Source organism: Arthrobacter sp. FX8 (assembly GCF_026723805.1).
Taxonomy (GTDB): domain Bacteria; phylum Actinomycetota; class Actinomycetes; order Actinomycetales; family Micrococcaceae; genus Arthrobacter.
Window position 1 is genome coordinate 4,043,706 of the sequence record NZ_CP113505.1, and the last position, 16,317, is coordinate 4,060,022.

Below are 16,317 nucleotides of genomic sequence, written 5' to 3' on the forward strand. Positions count from 1 at the left end.
ACCCCGCATCTAAACAGGAGCCATTGGTGGATTCAAACGACGTCCAGGCAGATCTCAAGCACGTTCTCTACACCAAGGAGCAGATCCAGCAGCGGATCACCGAGCTCGCTGCGCAGATCGACAAGGACTACGAAGGGCGCGAGATCCTCCTGGTGGGCGTGCTCAAGGGCGCCGTCATGGTCATGGCTGACCTTGCCCGCGCACTCCACAGCCACATCTCCATGGACTGGATGGCAGTGTCCTCCTACGGTTCGGGCACCCAGTCCTCCGGCGTGGTACGCATCCTGAAGGATCTGGACACCGACCTGATGGGCAAGGACGTGCTGATCGTCGAGGACATCATCGACTCCGGCCTCACCCTGTCCTGGCTCAAGACCAATCTGGAGTCCCGCGGCACCGCGTCCGTGGAGATCTGCACGGCGTTCCGCAAACCCACAGCCGCCAAGGTGGAAATCGACGTCAAGTACGTCGGTTATGACATCCCCAACGAGTTCGTGGTGGGTTACGGCCTGGACTACGCCGAAAAGTACCGCAACCTTGACTTCGTGGGCACCCTGGCCCCGCACGTCTACGAGTAAGCGGCGCCGCACACTCCGCCGCCGTACTCCGGTAAAACCGCGCCATGTGGGCAACTCCTGGGCTGTCCCGGCACTGCTACGCCCACAGGGAACTTTTGCTTTTCGCTATGCGTGATGTACTCCGGACGGTGTATAGCTAGAAGCTGACGCAGCACCATCACGCGCGCAGACTACTCGCCGTGAAGCACTACCGGAAGGGACGGGGCCAGCCCCCGAACAGATGAAAGCTAAGAACTTCTTCAAAGGCCCGGGCATCTGGATCGTCGTTGTGGTCGGTCTGCTCCTGGTGGCCTTTGCAACGCTCGCCCCCGGCGGTGCCGCCCGCATCGATACGGACAAGGGCCTGGAACTGCTCTCCGGCAACAAGGTGGAGCAGGCCAAGATCTTCGACGGCGAGAACCGCGTTGACCTCACGCTGAAGGACAACCTGCAGGTGGACGGGCAGGACAAAGGCAAGAGCGTCCAGTTCTTCTTCGTTGACGCCCGCGCACAGGACGTGGTGAAGGCTGTCACCGACGCCAAGCCGGCCCAGGGCTTCACCGACCAGCCGATTGAAAGCAACTGGTTCTCCGGCCTGCTCTCCCTCCTGATCCCCGTCATCCTGCTGGGTGCCCTCTTCTGGTTCCTGATGACCCGGATGCAGGGCGGCGGCTCCAAGATCATGCAGTTCGGCAAGTCCAAGGCCAAGATGGTCAGCAAGGACATGCCGCAGGTGACCTTCGCCGACGTCGCAGGCGCGGACGAGGCCGTCGAGGAACTGCAGGAGATCAAGGAATTCCTGCAGGAGCCTGCCAAGTTCCAGGCCGTTGGCGCCAAGATCCCCAAGGGCGTGCTGCTGTACGGCCCGCCCGGCACCGGCAAGACGCTGCTGGCCCGCGCAGTGGCCGGTGAGGCCGGCGTGCCCTTCTTCTCCATCTCGGGCTCGGACTTCGTGGAAATGTTCGTCGGCGTCGGCGCATCCCGCGTCCGCGACCTCTTTGAACAGGCCAAGGCCAACTCGCCCGCCATCATCTTCGTGGACGAGATCGACGCCGTTGGCCGCCACCGCGGTGCAGGCATCGGCGGCGGCAACGACGAACGCGAGCAGACCCTCAACCAGTTGCTGGTGGAGATGGACGGCTTCGACGTCAAAACCAACGTGATCCTCATCGCCGCCACCAACCGGCCCGACGTCCTGGACCCGGCACTGCTGCGCCCCGGCCGTTTCGACCGCCAGGTTTCGGTGGAGGCGCCGGACCTCATTGGCCGCGACCAGATCCTGCAGGTGCACGCCAAGGGCAAACCGATGGCGCCCGGCGTCGACCTGAAGGGTGTGGCGAAGAAGACGCCCGGCTACACCGGCGCAGACCTCGCCAACGTCCTCAACGAGGCCGCACTGCTCACCGCGCGCTCCAACGCCAACCTGATTGACGACCGCGCCCTGGACGAGGCCATTGACCGAGTCATGGCCGGCCCGCAGAAGCGCAGCCGCGTCATGAAGGAACACGAGCGCAAGATCACCGCCTACCACGAAGGCGGCCACGCCCTGGTGGCGGCAGCCCTGCGGAACTCGGCTCCGGTCACCAAGATCACCATCCTTCCGCGCGGCCGGGCCCTGGGCTACACCATGGTGGTCCCCGAAAACGACAAATACTCCATCACCCGCAACGAACTCCTCGACCAGATGGCCTACGCCATGGGCGGGCGCGTTGCCGAGGAGATCGTGTTCCACGACCCCTCCACCGGCGCCTCCAACGACATCGAGAAGGCCACCGGCACCGCCCGCAAGATGGTCACCGAGTACGGCATGAGCGAACGCGTCGGCGCTGTCCGCCTGGGCCAGGGCGGCGGCGAACCCTTCCTGGGCCGCGACGCCGGCCACGAGCGCAACTACTCGGACCAGATCGCCTACGTGGTGGACGAGGAAGTGCGCCGGCTGATCGAGCAGGCCCACGACGAGGCTTACGAGATCCTTACCGAGAACCGCGACATCCTGGACATCCTGGCCCTTGAGCTGCTGGAGCGCGAAACCCTCAACCAGTCCGAGATTGCCGACATCTTCCGCGACGTGCGCAAGCGCGACTTCCGCGAAGTGTGGCTGTCCAAGGAAACCCGTCCTGTCCAGATGGCAGGCCCCGTGGAGTCCCGCCAGGAAAGGGCGGAACGCGAGGCGCAGGAAGAGGCAAAGAAGGCCCGGCTGGACGAGCCTTTGGACGCCCAGCCGCCGCACTCGCAGGGCGTTCCGGAGGACGCTCCGTTTCACGGAGGCACCTCCGACTCGGGGCCTGACACCCTTCGCGGCTAAGCTTTCCCTGTGACTTCTTTCGACGACGACGACGTTCCCGCCTCCGCCGTACACCTGGCGGAGGACGGATCCCACCATTCGAAACGCGAAAAGGTGGACCGGCCGAGGATCGAGGCGGCCGTCCGCGAGATCCTCCTTGCCATTGGCGAGGACCCGGACCGCGGCGGCCTGCGCGACACCCCGAAGCGGGTTGCGAAGGCGTACGCCGAGGTCTTCGCGGGACTGCACCACGATCCTGCTGACGTGCTGTCCACCACCTTCGACCTGGACCATGAGGAACTGGTCCTGGTCAAGGACATCCCGTTCTACTCCACCTGCGAGCACCACCTGGTGCCGTTCCACGGGGTGGCCCACGTGGGGTACATTCCGTCCCACGACGGCAAGGTCACCGGGCTGAGCAAGCTGGCCCGCCTGGTGGACATCTACGCCCGCCGCCCGCAGGTGCAGGAGCGCCTCACCACTGAAATCGTCGAAGCGATGGTCCGCTACCTCAAGCCCCGTGGCGCCATCGTGGTCGTTGAATGCGAACACATGTGCATGTCGATGCGCGGTATCCGCAAGCCCGGAGCGAAGACCGTCACCAGTGCGGTCCGCGGGCAGCTTCATGACCCGGCCACCCGTGCCGAAGCCATGAGCCTCATCCTCGGAAGGTAACTACAGACCATGGATTCACTCGCTGCAGCCCCTGGAACGGGGCCCGCAACCTCCCCGCTGCCCATCCTGCGCAAGCCCCGCCCGGCCGCGCGCTTCGAAGGCCTGCCCACCGACCGCACCCTGGTCATGGGAATCCTCAACGTCACCCCCGATTCCTTCAGCGACGGCGGGAAGCACGCCACGGCGGACACCGCCATCGCCGCCGGCCTGCGGATGTTTTACGCGGGTGCGGACATCATCGACGTCGGCGGCGAATCCACCCGGCCCGGCGCTGACGACGTCAGCCCGGAAGAAGAACAGCGCCGCGTCCTGCCGGTGATCGAGGCCCTGGTGAAGGCCGGCGCACTGGTCAGCATCGACACAACGCATGCCTCGACGGCGGCAGCGGCGGTAAAAGCCGGCGCAGCTATCATCAACGACATCTCCGGCCTGAGCATCGAGCCCGAAATGGCCGAGTTCGTGGCGGCCTCCAAGGTGCCGTACGTCCTCACCCACCGCCGTGGGGACGCCCGTACCATGAACTCCCTCGCCGAGTACACGGACGTTGCCGGTGAAGTGGTGGCCGAGCTGGCAGGAGTCCGCGACAAGCTCTACGCCGCCGGTGTCAGCCAGGAACAGATCATCATCGACCCCGGCCTGGGGTTCGCCAAGAATGATGCCCAGAACTGGGAACTGCTGCAGAACCTGGACCAGCTGGACAGCCTGGGCCACAAGGTCCTGGTGGGCGCTTCCCGCAAGCGCTTCCTCGGCACCCTGCTGACGGTGGCCGGCAAGTCCGCCGCCCCGGAGGAACGGGACGGGGCCACAGCGGCGATCACAGCCATCAGCGCCTACCGCGGGGCCTGGGCCGTCCGTGTGCACGAGGTGGGGTCCAGCCTTGACGCCGTCAAGGTGGCTGCACGCATGGCCGCAGCATCCACGGCACAAGCCGTACCCAAAAACCAATAGGGCCGGGGGACCCATGGACAGGATTACGCTGACCGGAGTGACCGCCGTCGGCCATCACGGCGTCTTTGATTTCGAACGCCGGGAGGGCCAGCCTTTCGTGGTGGACGCAGTGCTCCACCTGGACTTCACCGAAGCGGCAAAGTCCGACGATGTGCGGGACACCGCGCACTACGGCGAGGTGGCGCAGCGTATCACCGACTGGATCACCGGCGAACCACTCAACCTCATCGAGGCACTCGCAGTGCGGATCGCCGACAGCCTCCTGTCCGAATTCAAGCTCCAGGCCGTGGACATCACCGTGCACAAGCCGCAGGCTCCCATCGCGGTTCCTTTCGGGGACGTGGCTGTCACCGTCCACCGGGCACTGGTCCCCGCTGGCCATGCCTTGGCCGGGGTGCAGACGTGAACGGGACCTATACCAAGGCCGTGCTGGCCCTGGGCAGCAACCTTGGTGAACGGAACGAGACCTTGACCGAGGCTGTGGGGGACCTGGTGGATCCGCCGGAGGTCCGGCTCCTTGCCGTTTCACCCATAGTCCAGACCAAAGCCGTGGGCGGCCCGGCCGGGCAGCCGGACTTCCTGAACATGGTCATCACGGTGGAAACCAGCCTGAGCCCGCAGGAACTGCTGGAACACTGCCAGGCGGTGGAGAACAAGCACCACCGCGTCCGCGAGGTCCACTGGGGGCCGCGGACGCTCGACGTCGACATCATCACCTACGGCGACCACCGCAGCGATGATCCCGCGCTGACCCTGCCGCACCCGCGCGCCGCGTCGCGGGCTTTCGTCCTCTACCCCTGGTCGCTTATCGAACCAGCCGCTACGCTGGACGGCGAACGGATCAGCGCCCTGGCAGCCCGGGCAGAGGATTTCAAGGACCTGTCGCCGTTCGACGGGTTCGGCGACTTTGACGGCATGCCCACGGCGGGAGCGGTGGAGGAGCGATGAAGCCGATCAACCCGCTGCGCCTCCTGCTGATCTGCGTGATCCTCGCCGTGGCGGGCTGGTCAGCCACGGTAGTCACCAGCCGGTACAGCATGGCCACGCCTGTCCTGCCCGCCACAGCGCTGGCCACCATGGGCGTCATCGTTGCCATCACGCTGATTCTGGGTATCCGGGTGCTGCGGTGGCGCAACAGCCTCAAGCCCAACAGCACGGCCACGAAGACTCAGCTGGACCCCCTTCTGGCCGCGCGGACGCTGATTCTGGCACAGGCGTGCGCCTACGCTGGAACGGTGCTCCTGGGCTGGCACGTGGGCATCTTCCTGGACCAGCTGCGGATCTGGAGCCTGCGCAGCGACCAGGGCATCACCTGGCTGGCCCTGGCCATGGCCGGCGGCGGCCTGGTGATGATCGTGGTGGGGCTCCTCGTGGAGCGTTTCTGCAAGATCCCCCGGAGGACGGCGACGCCAACAGCCTCGACGGGAAGAAGGGCCGCCCTGCCCGCGGGGAAGCCGCCGGGGAAGGCGAATATGCATACCGAGGCGATTGACCCGCCGGGTATCGCCTGGCAGCGGGTTTCACCGAAATACATCACAGTCCGCCTGGTGGAATGGGCTGTGGCCAACCTTGTCACCGTAGTGGTCCTGGCCGCTCCGCTGCTGTTTGTCCTCCTGGGCTGGTGGCGGTGGCCGCCGCTGTGGCTCGCCATCACTGTTCCGTCTGCCACGCTCCTGGCTGCCCTGTGGCGGCTGGTGCTCATTCCGCGGCAGGTCAGGGCCATCGGCTACGCCGAGCGCGACGAGGACCTGCTGATCCGGGGCGGGATCTTCTTCCAGCGCACCATGGCCGTCCCCTACGGCCGCATGCAGTTCGTGGACATCGGCGTCGGACCCGTGGAACGCGCGCTGGGCCTGTGCACCGTGAAGCTGCACACCGCGTCACCCGGAACGAACGCACGCATCCCCGGCCTGCCGGCAGCGGAGGGCGCACGGCTCCGGGAACAGCTGGCCGCCCGCGGCGAAGCCAGGCTGGCAGGGCTGTGACCACTGACGGCCAGCTGCCCGGGCAGGCAGCGGTTCCGCCTGCTGCGGCCGGGCCGCAAACCAACGGAACGCCCGACGGCGAATGGCTGCGCGTACATCCCGCCTCGCCGTTCGTCCGCGGCTGGGTTGCCCTGGCAGCCATCACGTTCTTCTTCGGCCGGGACCTCTTCGAGCGGACACTGCAGGGCCAGCCCGTGTTCGAGGAGGGGTTCGCCAGGCGCGCCCCATGGCTGCTGGGCGGCGGGGCCGTGGTGCTGGCCGTGGCGGTGCTGGGATTCGTGCTTACCTGGTACTTCACCAAGTACCAGGTATCCGGTGGCTACGTCCGGGTCAACAGCGGGCTCATCTTCCGCCAGCACCGGCAGGCACGGCTGGACCGGGTGCAGGCCATTGACATCGTGCAGCCCCTGCTGGCCCGGATCTTCGGACTGGCCGAACTCAAATTCGAGGTGGCCGACGCCGGCGAATCAGCGGTGCGCCTGGCCTACCTGAAGATCGATGACGCCCGCCAGCTTCGTGCCACCATCCTGGCGCAGGCTTCCGGAGCAGTCTCCGGCGCCGGTTCCCATACCGGTGCCGGCGCTGGTTCCGCCCCGGATGGTTTTTCCGGGGATAGTAAGGGGCCGGGACGCTTTCCCCAACCCGCACCCGAGGCGCCGGAAATCACTGTCCTCGCCGTGCCGCCGTCGCGCCTTCTCGGATCGCTGATCCTCAGCGAGCAAAGCGTCTTCATTGTGGTGGGCGGCATTGCGTCGGTGGTTCTGTCGGCACTGACGGACAACCGCGCGTTCTACTTCTACCTGGTGCCGGCGGCCCTGGGCCTTGCCGCCGGCTACTGGAACTATTTCAACAAGGGATTCAACTTCACCGCAGCGGTTTCGCCCGACGGCATCCGGCTGCGGTACGGGCTGCTGGACACCCAGGCGCAGACGCTTCCGCCCGGCCGGATCCAGGCGGTGAAAATCGCCCAGCCTCCGCTGTGGCGGCCGTTCGGCTGGTATCGGATGCAGGTGAATGCGGCCGGCTACGGGGTTTCCGGCAACGCCGTCGAGGGCAACACCAGGACCATCCTCCTGCCCGTCGGCAAGCTTGCCGACGTCATGGCAATGCTGTCGCTGGTCCTGCCGGACCCCGGGACGGACCGGCCGGAGCTGGTGTTCACCGCCGGGCTTGCAGGCAGGGATTCCGACGGCGGATTCGTCACCACGCCGCGCCGGGCCCGGCTGCTGGCGCCCCTCGCGTGGCGCCGGAACGGGTTCACGTCAACGGACACTGCCCTCCTGATCCGTTCCGGGCGGTGGTGGCGTGAGCTGGTGCTGGTTCCCCATCAGCGGACCCAGTCTCTGGCCCTGCACCAGGGGCCCCTGGCCCGCCGGTTCCGGGTGGCGGACCTGGTCCTGCATACAACCGCCGGGCCGGTTGTGCCGCGCCTGAGGCAGGCCGGGCTGGACGAAGCCAGGCAACTCTTCGACGACCAGTCAGCACGCGCACGGCTGGCCCGGAAGCGGCAAACCACCGAACAATGGTTGCTGCAGGTTGTTCCGGCAGTTGCGCCCACGCTGCCGGGTGGCATGCAATTGGGCGTGCAATTGCCTGCCGGGCCGACCCCTGCCGCGCCGATGTCCCAGGCGGCGGCCGGCGAAACCCGCACCCACCACCAAAAGGAAGGCCAGCAGCATGGCTAAGCCCGGACGCCTCGGCGTCGGAATCATCGGCGCCGGCAAGGTGGGAGCCGTGCTTGGCGCGGCTTTGCGCGCAGCCGAGCACGCCGTCGTCGGGGTGTCGGCGGTGTCCGACGCAAGCCGGGAACGGGCTGAAGCGCTGCTGCCCGGCGTGCCCATCCTGGAAGTGCAGGACATCGTTGAGCGCGCGGAACTGGTGTTGCTGGCAGTGCCGGATGACGCCCTCCCGGGCCTGGTGGAGGGCCTGGCGAAGCTTGGGGCATGGCAGCCCGGCCAGCTTGTGGCACACACTTCCGGTCGGTTCGGCGTCGGCGTGCTGCATCCCGTCCGCGCCGCCGGTGCCATTCCATTGGCGCTGCACCCGGCCATGACTTTCACCGGAATGAGCCTGGACCTCACCCGGCTGCTGGACTGCACCTTCGGGGTGACGGCCGATGCCGCCATGCTGCCCATCGCCCAGGCGCTGGTAGTGGAGATGGGGGCGGAACCGGTTGCAATCGCCGAGGCGGACCGGACGCTTTACCACGCTGCCCTGGCGCACGGCTCCAACCATTTGGTGACCCTGGTGGCGCAGGCGTCGCAGCTCCTGCGGGAGGTTGGCGTGGAGGCGCCCGAACGCATGCTTGGTCCGCTGCTGAGGGCCACGCTGGAAAACGCGCTGGCCTCAGGGGAGTCTGCGCTGACCGGCCCGGTGGCCCGCGGGGACGTGGGGACGGTCCGTGCCCATGCTGAGGCTCTGCGGGAGTTCGACGGCGGCGGGCACGGTGATGTGCTTGAGGCCTACCTTGCGATGGCGCGGGCCACTGCCCTCAGGGCAGAAGGACGTGGACTGCTGAAACCTGACCAGCTGAAGGGGCTGCACGAGGCCCTCGATCCAAAGGAGGACTGAATGTCCATTCAACTCGTCAAAACCGTTCACGAACTGCACGCGGAAAGCGCCAGGCTCCTTGGCGCCAGGCGCGGGACCTCGCAGGGCCTGGTGCCCACCATGGGCGCACTCCACGAAGGCCATGCCGCTCTGGCGCGCACCGCCGTCGAGCACAACGACGTTGTGGTGGCCAGCATCTTCGTCAACCCCCTGCAGTTCGGCGACGCTGTGGACCTGGACCGCTATCCCAGGACGCTGGACGCCGACCTTGCGCTGCTGGAGGAACAGGGTGTTGACCTGGTGTTCGCGCCGTCCGTGGAGGAGGTTTACCCCGGTGGGGAGCCGTTGGTCCGGATTACCTCCGGCCGCCTGGGGGAGAAGTGGGAGGGCGCTTCCCGGCCCGGACACTTCGACGGCGCCCTGACCGTCGTGGCGAAACTGCTGCACTACGGAATGCCGGCAGCGGGCCTTCCTTCCGGTTCCACTGACGGGGCTTCACAAGCAGGCGGCCTGCCGGCGTACCGGGCCTACTTTGGGCAGAAGGACGCACAACAGCTGGCCCTGGTCCGGCGGATGGCTCTCGACCTGAACTTTCCGGTCGAGATCGTCGGCGTGCCCACGGTCAGGGCGGAGGACGGCTTGGCGTTGTCCAGCCGCAACCGCTTCCTGTCCGACGCCGAGCGGGAGGCCGCGCTTGTTCTGTCCAGGGCCCTGCGGCTGCTGGAGGAGCGGGCAAACGCGCATGAGCCGCTGGACCTGGACTCCGCGCTGGCGCTTGTGAGGTCCCAGCCACTGGTGGAACTGGACTACTTCGAGGTAGTGGATCCGGGAACCCTTGAACCGTTGGCCGAGAACTGCCGCGAGACTCCCTTCCGGGGTGAGGCCCTGGCGCTCATCGCCGCCAAGGTTGGCCCGGTGCGGCTGATCGACAATATGCCGCTCAGTTCCTGACTTCTTGTTTCACTGGCCTCCAGCCGGGCTGAAGCGCCGGGAACGAGGATGGCGGGTTAAGGGGCAAGCCCGTCCTCGCTGGCCATCAGCTGTTCCAGGAGTGCTTTTTCCGGACGGCCGGGGTTGCGTGCAACGAACTGTCGAAGCCGTGCCCTGGAGAGTTCTTCGGCCGGATCCGTGCTGGAAAGCTGTTCGTCGATAATCTCCTGCGCCTGCCAGCGCAGGGATTCGATGGCGAACTGGCGGATCTCCACAGGAGTATCACTGGGGATCCACGGCTCGGGAGCCGACGGCACGCCTTGGACCGACCGCTCTACGGTCATAGTGGCCTCCTTGCATCAAGCTGCAGTGGCCGGGGAACCACCGCGACGTTCGAATGCACTGCACGTAGGACAAACACTACAACGGGGAAGACAAGTCTGTCTCATGACAGAATTACCCCATGGACGTGACGAATCCGGAGCCCGAAAATTCATCGTCCCCAGCATCGTCAGGGCCGGAATCGCCAGTGCCACCCCCAGCGGCGCCGGCTTCACCGAGCGGCCAGTCGAGCCCGGAGGAACGGATCCTGTCCGTGGCGTACGAGCTCTTCTCGCGCCGGGGGATCCGGGCTGTGGGCGTCAACGAGCTCATCGAGCGTTCGGGTGTAGCGAAGGCGACTTTCTACCGGCATTTCCCATCCAAGGATTCGCTGGTCCTGGCCTTCCTGGAACGGCGGGATAAGCAGTGGACGGAGGACAGCATCATTTCCAAGGCCCGCGGCAAGGGAAGCACTCCCGTTGAGCAACTATTGGCGATCTTCGACGTCCTGGGCGACTGGTTCCAGCAGGACGATTTCGAAGGCAGTGCCTTTATCAATGTCCTGCTGGAGATGGGGCCCTCCCACCCCCTGGGCCAGGCGAGCATCGACTACCTGGCGAAGGTCCGCGGGCACGTCCGGGGGCTGGCGGAGGAAGCCGGTTTGGCCCGACCGGAGGAATTTTCGCGTTCCTGGCACATCCTGATGAAGGGCTCCATAACTTCAGCCACCGAGGGTGACCTCCAGGCCGCCCAGCGCGCCCAACAGATGGCGCGCTGGCTCATCGAGCACCACCGGGCATAGCGCCCGACGCCAGATAGGCGTCCGAGGCGAGGCATAAGGTACGACGCGATGCATTGCTCCGGCGCCACAGTTACTACTGCCCGGCGCCAACGCGGTCCGGAAAGGGCGCGAATGGCGTGGTGTAGAAGTCTGCCCAGAGGGGGTCTTCCGGTGACAGATCGTTGAGGTCTATGAAGGTGTCGTCGTCTGGTTCCCACTGTGGGTGCTCCGGGCCGGGATCTCCACCCGGGGTTGCAGCAGCGGGCATGGGCCATTGTGGCCAGTGGGTTGGTTCGGGGTCTTGGTGTTCGGGGTTGTAGTGGCGGCCTGTGGGTGAGGTCCAGCCGGGCGGTCCGTTGTTGGTGGCGGGGTCGGGGGTCCAGGTGCGGGCGTGCTTCAAACGGTGATGTTTTGGGCATAGCTGGGCCAGGTTCCGGACGGCTGTTCTGCCGCCGTGTTCCCAGGCGGTGAGGTGGTCGGTGTGGTTGTCGGGGGTGTGGTTGCTGCAGCCGGGGAAGGTGCATTTTCCGTCCCGCATGCGGATCCATTGTTTGATGGTTTCGGGGAGCCGGTAGCGGGTGCGTCCGATCTCCAGGGGTGCCCCGTCGCGGGGGTCGACCAGGACGCGGTAGAACGACTCCGCCCCGTCCGCGACAAGCCTCCGCGCCATCGACGCCGGGATCGGGCCAAGGCCGTCCAGCACGGCCGGCTCATCGGTCAGTCCGAGCAGGGCGAAGACCGGGACGGTGACCAGGACATCGGCCCGAGGGGTGGGGACCTTGCCAACATCACCAGTGCTCCCTGTGCCGGAAACGCTGCCTGCGGCCGCCGTATCACCTGTAGCCCGTGCAGCCCCACCCGGAGCAGCCTCACCCGTGGCCGTGGTGGTTCCGGCGCCGAGGAGGAGTGATGCTGCGATGTCGGGGCGGAGTTGGGTGAGGGTGCGGGGCTCGTTAGGGCCCTGCAGGCCGCGGGCGGTGGCGGTGGTGCGGTTCCAGCTGGCGCAGGCGGTGTCGCCGGGGAGGTAGAGCGAGAGCCAGGCCATGCCGTCGCGGTCGGGGGTGTATTCCATCCGCCGGTCCGCCACACCTTTGGCGTGGCGTTTTTCGAGGGTTTCGGGGTGGTGGCGTTCCCGCCAGGCGCGGACCTTGGCGCGGAACCGGGCAGGGACAAGTTCACCGGGCGCGGCGCCGCGGGCGGGGTTGGGCGCGTCGGGGTCGAAGAAGTGCGCCACCAAGGCAGCAGCCCCGTCAGGGGTGAGCCCCTCGGTTTCATCGGCGACAATCCTGGCATGCTGCCACGACAGGTCACCGGCTGACAGGGCAGCCATCATCGGCGGCAGGGAACACACCCGGCGGGACTGTTCCACCAAAGCACCCGCGGCCGCGGAACTGACGGTCAGGACACCGGCGATCTCCTCCACCGTTGACATCTCCGAAAACATGCGCTCATCCACCGGGGCGTCGGGGGCAAGCAGTGCCTGCTGGATCTCGACCGCTTCTGCCGCGTCACGGGCCTTCACCGCCGCGAGCTGAGCCTCGACCCGGGAGACTGCCTCCAGCCGTTCCAGCCGGAGCTCATACCGCCGCTGCAGCTCATCGACATCAGCGCCAACACCGGACCCGGCGGCAAGGAAATGATCCTCACGGTCCAGCGCACCGAGGGCAGCAACAGAGGCAGAAACACCCTCCAAAACCACCCCAACACCCGTGCCGATTCCCATGGAAACATCATCCAGCGAGGCACTGACAATCAGACCTGCCGACCAGCCCTGCCCCCAGGCTCCTGCCCGTACCCCAACGTCAGCCGCAGCCAAGGTGCCGCGAGCGTGCCAGCCCCGTGCCGCCGTCGTACGCCTTGTCGACACGCACATTCCTTTTCGCACCCCAAATATGCCGCGCGAAAGGGAAGATGCGCAGCGCCAAAAGATATCCGCAGCGAAAAGGGCGCCGAGGCACAATCCGCAGGACTCGCAGCTCCCTTTGCCGTGCGCAGAAGGAACCCGAAAGGCCCGCAGACAACCCGTCAGCGTGCAGCCCCGTGCCGCCGTCGTCCTTGCCGGCCCGCAGCCGCCGTACCGAACAAAGCACGTACCCCGGAAAGTAAATAGTCAGCTTGCTTATGACTTTCAACTTTCCTAGGCTGGAAAGCGTCAGGCAAACAACTCTCGAAGCGGGACCTGTGCGCCAAAAGCGTGCAACCGCAAGCATGAGGAGGATCAATGTCAGAGCACAGCATCGCAGGCAAGAAGGTGGCATTCCTGCTCACTGACGGCGTGGAGCAGGTGGAGCTCACCAGCCCCTGGCAGGCAGTGAAGGATGCCGGCGGCGAGCCCACCCTGGTGGCACCCAAGAGCGGCAAGCTGCAGGGCTACAACGGCACCGAGAAGGGCGACACCTTCGACGTCGACCTCACCGTGGCAGAGGCGAATGCCACGGACTTTGACGCCCTGGTGCTTCCCGGGGGCGTCGTCAACGCGGACCACCTGCGGGTGGACAAGGATGCCCAGAGCTTCACGCGCAGCTTCTTTGAACAGCACAAGCCCGTGGCATCCATCTGCCACGGACCCTGGCTGCTGATCGACGCGGGAGTCATCAGGGGCCGGAACGTCACGTCCTACTTCACGCTTGAAACCGACCTGAAGAACGCCGGCGCCAACTGGACGGACCAGGAAGTGGTGGTGGACCAGGGCCTGGTGACCAGCCGGAACCCGGACGACCTCCCGGCGTTCAACAACAAGCTGGTGGAAGAGATCTCCGAAGGCCAGCACGCGGGCCAGACCGCCTGACCCCCAATGTTCCCTCAGGGTTGAAAAACCCGTATGGAGGAATTACTCCAGCGGGTAGAGTGTTTGCATCTGCAGCGGCGCCGGCCGTGCATCACTTCCAAAAACCCCTGAGGGAACACCCATGTCTACCGAAGTCTCTCCGAACGCCAGCGGCAAGCCCGTTCAGGGCGAAGGAATACGCGCTGAAACCCGCGAAGGAACCCAGTCCGCAGCGCCGGAGAAGATGTCCCGTGAATCGGTAACCATCATCAGCACGCTGCTGGTGGCGACATTCGTGGTGATCCTCAACGAGACCATCATGAACGTCGCCCTGCAGCGGCTCATGGTGGACCTTCGCGTGGACGCTCCCACGGTCCAGTGGCTATCCACGGGGTTCATGCTAACCATGGCGGTGGTGATCCCCACTACCGGCTTCATCCTCCAGAGCCTGTCCACGCGCGCCGTCTTCATGCTGGCCATGGGCCTGTTCGCGGGTGGAACGGCGCTTGCGGCGGTGGCTCCCGGGTTCGAGGTCCTGCTCCTGGCGCGCATTGTCCAGGCCGGCGGCACCGCCATCATGCTGCCGCTGCTGATGACCACCATCCTCACCCTGGTCCCGCTGGCCAAGCGCGGCGCCGTCATGGGCAACGTGAGCATTGCCATCTCTGTGGCACCCGCAATGGGTCCCACAGTGTCCGGCCTGATCCTGGAGCATTTCACCTGGCGCTTCATGTTCGTCTTCGTGCTGCCGGTTGCCCTGGCGGCGCTGGCCATCGGCGCCAAATACCTCACCAACGTGGGGAAGCCTGAAAAGGCCAGGCTGGATGTGCTGTCCGTCATCCTTACCGTCCCGGCCTTTGGCGGCCTGGTCTACGGGCTCAGCCAGATCGGCGGCGGGCATGGCGGCCAGGCCGGCCCCAGTGCCGGCGCCATCGCAGCCCTGGTCATCGGCGTGGCCGCCCTGACGGTTTTCGTCCTCCGCCAGGTGCGCCTCCAGAAAGCAGCCGCGCCGCTGCTGGACCTGCGCGCCTTCAAGTTCCGGATGTTCACCGTCTCCGTCCTGTTGATGGTGGTGGCCATGATGGCCCTGTTCGGCGGCGTCATCCTGCTGCCGCTCTACCTCCAGCAGGTCCGGGGCCTGGGTTCGCTGGAAACCGGCCTGGCATTGCTCCCCGGCGGCCTGGCCATGGGCCTGCTGGGCCCGGTCATCGGCCGGGCGTTCGACAAGGTGGGTCCGCTGCCGCTCACCATTACCGGGTCCGTCCTGATGGTGGTGACCCTCTGGCAGTTTTCAATGCTCGACGCCGGAACAGCGGTGTGGTGGATCGTCACCTTGCACGTTGGGCTGAGTTTCGGCCTCGCGCTGCTGTTTACCCCCGCCTTCACCACCGGGCTCAACCCGCTCCCGCCGCACCTTTACTCGCACGGCTCCGCGATCATGAGCACCACCCAGCAGGTGGCCGGTGCCGCTGGCACGGCGCTGCTGGTGTCAATCTTCGCGGTTGTGAGCGCGACGTCGGGACTCGTCGCCGGGATGAGCGCCGCCTTCCTGACGGCAACCGTCATAGCCCTTGCCGCCGTCGTGCTTTCAGCGATGATGCGCAAGACCGAAGGCGCCGGCGCGGGCCACGGCGCAGGACATTAGCCCAGGCCGCGCTAGCCGGCGAAGAAGTCGCTCAGTTCCTTGATCAGCCTGTCCGGGGCCTTGATGGCGCCGTCGTGGCCCAGCCCGGGCAGGATGGTGTAGCTGGAGCCGGAAAGCACGTCGTGGATCTGGCCGCAGGCGATGCCGAAGTAGGCGGGGCTCTTTTCGCCCACCACGATCAGCGTCTCCAGGGGGAGCGCCTGGAACGGTTCGGCCGGCATGTCGGCGGCAATGATGGCTTTGATCTCGCGGACTCCGGTGCGCATCAGCTCGCGCTGCTGCTTGCCCTCGGTGGTGCCGGCGGTCAGTTTGTTGGCCAGGGTCAGCATGGACAGCGGCATGCGCGATGAGAAGGAGCCGCCGGCTTCCAGCCCGCGCTGGATCACGGCGAGGGCGCGGTCATGGTCTCCTGCGGCGATGGCACGCTCGTACTCCACGATCCAGTCGGCCGTGACGCTGCCGTTCACCGAGACCGCGGGGTCGTAGACGGCCAGCCGCTCCACCGGAAGGGTCCGGGCCGCGTGCAGTGCGACGGCGCCGCCGAAACTGTGCCCAAAGACGTCGGTGCTGGAGGTGTGCTTCATGACCGTGTCCAGGTCCCGGATGTCCACGTCCAGCGTGTAGTCCTCGGGCTGCGGTGACGAGGATCCGCGGCCGCGCCGGTTGAAGGTGTGTACGGGCCGGCCCAGGGAGGCGCTCAGTTTCTGGGCGAACTTGGTGTAATCCGCGGCGGTCACCATGGAAGGCGGCACAACCACCACGCCCGAACCGGCAGAAGCAAGCTCAGCGCCGGTGGAGAAGAGCTCCACAGTGCCGCCGTCGGGGGTCCTGATGTTCTCTCGCGTCATGTTCCGAGCCTAGCCGAGCAAGCCGG

At 66.5% G+C, this 16,317-nt stretch carries 16 protein-coding genes and 1 pseudogene; 14 read left to right on the forward strand and 3 right to left on the reverse strand.

What is annotated here, in order from left to right:
• Positions 1-26 precede the first annotated feature (26 nt).
• From hpt to OUO20_RS19000, 11 genes and pseudogenes are all read left to right on the forward strand, one after another.
• A complete protein-coding gene (hpt, locus tag OUO20_RS18950) occupies positions 27-578 on the forward strand; it encodes a hypoxanthine phosphoribosyltransferase (protein WP_018770260.1) in 552 nt (183 codons plus the stop codon).
• A gap of 220 nt (positions 579-798) precedes the next feature.
• Positions 799-2,862 carry an ATP-dependent zinc metalloprotease FtsH gene (gene ftsH / locus OUO20_RS18955; protein WP_018770259.1) on the forward strand — a complete coding sequence of 688 codons (2,064 nt, stop codon included), beginning with the start codon at positions 799-801 and terminating at the stop codon, positions 2,860-2,862.
• Between the two features lie 9 nt (positions 2,863-2,871).
• Positions 2,872-3,516: a GTP cyclohydrolase I FolE gene (gene folE / locus OUO20_RS18960; protein WP_018770258.1), complete on the forward strand. Its 645-nt coding sequence runs from the start codon at positions 2,872-2,874 to the stop codon at positions 3,514-3,516.
• A 9-nt stretch (positions 3,517-3,525) separates the two neighbouring features.
• Positions 3,526-4,464, forward strand: coding sequence for a dihydropteroate synthase (gene folP, locus OUO20_RS18965; protein WP_018770257.1), 939 nt, complete (start codon positions 3,526-3,528; stop codon positions 4,462-4,464).
• A gap of 13 nt (positions 4,465-4,477) precedes the next feature.
• Positions 4,478-4,870 carry a dihydroneopterin aldolase gene (gene folB / locus OUO20_RS18970; protein ID WP_056388411.1) on the forward strand — a complete coding sequence of 131 codons (393 nt, stop codon included), beginning with the start codon at positions 4,478-4,480 and terminating at the stop codon, positions 4,868-4,870.
• Positions 4,867-5,412, forward strand: a complete 546-nt coding sequence (folK, locus tag OUO20_RS18975) for a 2-amino-4-hydroxy-6-hydroxymethyldihydropteridine diphosphokinase (protein ID WP_144600989.1) — start codon at positions 4,867-4,869, stop codon at positions 5,410-5,412. Before folB ends, folK begins: the two co-directional genes overlap by 4 nt.
• Positions 5,409-5,956: pseudogene (locus OUO20_RS18980) on the forward strand (DUF3180 domain-containing protein). The gene folK and the pseudogene OUO20_RS18980 overlap by 4 nt, the downstream one beginning before the upstream one ends.
• Entirely contained in the window at positions 5,937-6,449 is a 513-nt protein-coding gene (locus tag OUO20_RS18985; protein ID WP_268002423.1) for a PH domain-containing protein, read from the forward strand. The pseudogene OUO20_RS18980 and the gene OUO20_RS18985 overlap by 20 nt, the downstream one beginning before the upstream one ends.
• Positions 6,446-8,134 carry a PH domain-containing protein gene (locus OUO20_RS18990; RefSeq protein WP_442781099.1) on the forward strand — a complete coding sequence of 563 codons (1,689 nt, stop codon included), beginning with the start codon at positions 6,446-6,448 and terminating at the stop codon, positions 8,132-8,134. The genes OUO20_RS18985 and OUO20_RS18990 overlap by 4 nt, the downstream gene beginning before the upstream one ends.
• A complete protein-coding gene (locus tag OUO20_RS18995) occupies positions 8,127-9,020 on the forward strand; it encodes a Rossmann-like and DUF2520 domain-containing protein (RefSeq protein WP_018770251.1) in 894 nt (297 codons plus the stop codon). Before OUO20_RS18990 ends, OUO20_RS18995 begins: the two co-directional genes overlap by 8 nt.
• On the forward strand, positions 9,021-9,950 hold the full coding sequence (locus tag OUO20_RS19000; RefSeq protein ID WP_268002424.1) for a 4-phosphopantoate--beta-alanine ligase: 930 nt from the start codon (positions 9,021-9,023) through the stop codon (positions 9,948-9,950).
• Between the two features lie 56 nt (positions 9,951-10,006).
• Here the strand turns inward: OUO20_RS19000 and OUO20_RS19005 are convergent, their stop codons facing one another.
• Entirely contained in the window at positions 10,007-10,273 is a 267-nt protein-coding gene (locus tag OUO20_RS19005) for a hypothetical protein (RefSeq protein WP_018770249.1), read from the reverse strand.
• Positions 10,274-10,458: 185 nt separating this feature from the next.
• Here OUO20_RS19005 and OUO20_RS19010 point away from each other — a divergent pair, with 185 nt between their 5' ends.
• On the forward strand, positions 10,459-11,052 hold the full coding sequence (locus OUO20_RS19010; protein ID WP_268002425.1) for a TetR/AcrR family transcriptional regulator: 594 nt from the start codon (positions 10,459-10,461) through the stop codon (positions 11,050-11,052).
• Positions 11,053-11,125: 73 nt separating this feature from the next.
• Here the strand turns inward: OUO20_RS19010 and OUO20_RS19015 are convergent, their stop codons facing one another.
• Positions 11,126-12,754 carry an HNH endonuclease signature motif containing protein gene (locus OUO20_RS19015; RefSeq protein WP_268003469.1) on the reverse strand — a complete coding sequence of 543 codons (1,629 nt, stop codon included), beginning with the start codon at positions 12,752-12,754 and terminating at the stop codon, positions 11,126-11,128.
• A 498-nt stretch (positions 12,755-13,252) separates the two neighbouring features.
• On the opposite strand from OUO20_RS19015, the gene OUO20_RS19020 reads away from it, so the two are divergent.
• Both OUO20_RS19020 and OUO20_RS19025 read left to right on the forward strand, forming a co-directional pair.
• Positions 13,253-13,819 (forward strand): type 1 glutamine amidotransferase domain-containing protein, encoded by a 567-nt coding sequence (locus OUO20_RS19020; RefSeq protein ID WP_018770973.1) that lies wholly within the window; start codon positions 13,253-13,255, stop codon positions 13,817-13,819.
• A 121-nt stretch (positions 13,820-13,940) separates the two neighbouring features.
• Entirely contained in the window at positions 13,941-15,443 is a 1,503-nt protein-coding gene (locus OUO20_RS19025; RefSeq protein WP_056388398.1) for an MDR family MFS transporter, read from the forward strand.
• 11 nt (positions 15,444-15,454) lie between these two features.
• Here OUO20_RS19025 and OUO20_RS19030 read toward each other — a convergent pair whose 3' ends face one another.
• Positions 15,455-16,291 (reverse strand): alpha/beta fold hydrolase, encoded by an 837-nt coding sequence (locus tag OUO20_RS19030; protein WP_018770971.1) that lies wholly within the window; start codon positions 16,289-16,291, stop codon positions 15,455-15,457.
• Between the last annotated feature and the right edge of the window lie 26 nt (positions 16,292-16,317).